This is a genomic window from Vibrio sp. V04_P4A5T148 (assembly GCF_963875605.1).
Lineage (GTDB): Bacteria > Pseudomonadota > Gammaproteobacteria > Enterobacterales > Vibrionaceae > Vibrio > Vibrio anguillarum.
This window is the reverse complement of sequence record NZ_CAWNMS010000006.1, coordinates 1-2,655: the sequence shown is the minus strand read 5'-3', so window position 1 is coordinate 2,655 and position 2,655 is coordinate 1. Positions and strand designations below refer to the sequence as shown.

General features: G+C 44.9%; 1 protein-coding gene. It reads right to left on the bottom strand.

The features are described from left to right. Nucleotides 1–78: 78 nt before the first annotated feature. Nucleotides 79–2,439, bottom strand: coding sequence for a Lon protease family protein (locus AACT18_RS00090; RefSeq protein WP_026027772.1), 2,361 nt, complete (start codon nucleotides 2,437–2,439; stop codon nucleotides 79–81). Between the last annotated feature and the right edge of the window lie 216 nt (nucleotides 2,440–2,655).

Sequence of the window (2,655 nt, the reverse complement as noted above, 5' to 3'; positions counted from 1 at the left end):
TACAAATTGATATAAAAATGACCACTCGATGAGTGGCCATTAAACCATTAACAATATTTCAAAAATCACCCAATAAGGCTATTTTCTAAGCGCATTCAGTTTGGCCTGGGCTAAACCGAAGATGGTATCAACTGGGTAGCTGCCATCTTCTGTTGCTTCGCCTGCGGGTTTGCCAGTAAAGAGCTCAACCGCTTCAGTGACATGTTCAATAGCCCAGATATTGAACTCCCCTTTCTCGACCGCTTTAACAACGTCAGCGCGTAACATCAGATTGTGCATGTTTGAACGAGGAATGATGACACCTTGCTGGCTGGTGCGCCCTTTGATTGCACACACATCAAAGAAACCTTCAATTTTCTCATTCACACCGCCAATCGGCTGCGACTCACCAAATTGGTTCATCGAACCTGTGATCGCAATATCTTGGCGATTAGGCCGTTTAGAAAACGCAGACACAATCGCACAGAATTCGGCCATGCTGGCACTATCACCATCCACACCACCGTATGATTGCTCAAATGTGATGGTCGTGGTGAGTGGTACGCGCGCCGTACGGCCAAATACCGAAGAGAGATACGCGGATAAAATCATCACACCTTTAGAGTGGATGCTGCCACCCAGATCGACACTGCGCTCGATATCGATAATGTCACCATCGCCATAGGAAGTGGTGGCGGTAATACGGTTTGGCGCACCAAACATATGATCGCTGGTGCTCAATACCGACAGCGCATTCACCTGCCCGACCGCCATGCCTTGCGTTTGGATTAGCGTTGTACCGTTAACATACGACTCCATCACACTGTCTTGCAGGCGGCTCACACGCATCTCTTGGTTGCTGAGCGCCTCTTCGACATGATTCTGGCGGATCATGTTTGAATTCGCCTGCTTCGCCACATAGTTAGATTCGCGTAGCAAATTGGCAATATGCGCCGAATGAAGTGACAGTTTGCCTTGATCGCCCGTTGTACGTGAACTGTGTTCAATGATGCGTGCAATCGCTTTACGGTCGCAATGCAGCATATTGTTGTCGTGCACTATGCTCGAAATAAAACGCGCGTAATGTAGCTCGGTATCGGGCGTACGTTTCATCTCATCTTCAAAATCGGCCGTTACTCGGAACAATTCGCTAAATTCAGGATCGTAATGAGTCAGCAGCTGATAGGTGTGGTAATCACCAAATAGGATGATTTTCACATTTAGCGGGATAGGCTCTGGATCAAGTGAAACCGTCCCTGTTAGCGTGACCTCTTTTTCCAAAGAGGTAAAACTCATTTGGCGTGAACGCAGCGCACGCTTTAAACCGTCCCAAACATAGGGCTGTTCAAGCACTTTCACCGCATCCATCAACAGCACACCACCATTGGCTTTATGTAAACTACCCGCTCGAATCAACGAAAAATCGGTAAATACTGTGCCTTTAAAAGTCGCCGTTTCGATATAACCAAATAGAGAGTGGTAGTTCGGGTTCTCTTCTACCACGATCGGTAGCTTGTCTGAAGGCTGACTGACCAGCACATTGACTTTGTAGCGACGCGGCAGACGCTTATCTAAAGAAGCTGTCGCGACTTCGCCTTGCTCACTGTCTTCATCTAAGAAAATGTCCGCATTATCGACGATGTCTTTTTGTAACTCCGTGAGATACGTTTTGATGTCTGGGTAGCCAGAATAATCTTGCTTAAGCTGCTTAATAAAGTGGGTAATGACACCAAGCGTTACTTCATCATTGAGCTTTTTGATCTTCTCACTGTAGGAGTCTTCCCATTCGGTCAGTTGACGTACCATATTGCGTAGGCTGATTTCTAGCTCATCAATGGTATGGCTAAAGTGCTCTTGCTCTTTTTTAGACAAGGCGTCAAAGGACTCTTCGGTGTGCATCTCTTCACCGTTCATCGCAACAAATTGATAGTCGCCTTGAGTGGTGATGGTTAAGCTAATGCCTTTATCTTTGGCTTCTTTACTGATGCTATCCAATTCACTTTGCTGTTTTTGTGCCATCTGATTTTTCAGTTTATCGGCACGAGCAAAGTAAATCTCGTTATCAAAAGCTAACGGGATCGCATTGACCAACTTATTCATTAACTTTTCAATGTCTTGCTTTAGTTTAACCCCAATACCCGAAGGTAACTTCAGCACTTTTGGGGTTCGAATATCGCTGAAATTGGCCACATAACACCAATCAAACAACGCATCGACATCATGCTGATGGCGGTTTAAATAGCGCAAAATCATCGTACGTTTGCCCAACCCATTACGGCCAATAGCGTAGATGTTGTAACCCTTCTCTTTGATCGACATTGCAAATTCGACCGCTTTTTGCGCCCGTTCTTGCCCCACAATCTCATCAACTGGGTCTAACTCCTTAGTTGATTTACAAGGGAGTTTTTCTAACTGGGCAACGTGGTAGAGCTGCTCTGCATTCAATCGTTGAATCGCCATCACTCCGCTCCTTAGCTTTTGGATTCTTGTTGTAGTTTGACCTAAGTGTAGAAGCAATTCATTTATATTTTAGCGAGTTACACCTTATTCGCGTTTAACCGAACAAATAATAAACAATCACCACACTTAAAATCGCAAATAACAATTATTTGCATTTGATAATAAATTGCATTTAAATAAGTGAACGCCGTCATTCTGGAGAATTGAGTATGGACT

What these genes read in the sequence shown, in the direction of transcription:
- AACT18_RS00090 (WP_026027772.1), bottom strand. Translation starts at nt 2,439, where the DNA reads ATGGCGATTCAACGATTGAATGCAGAGCAGCTCTACCACGTTGCCCAG.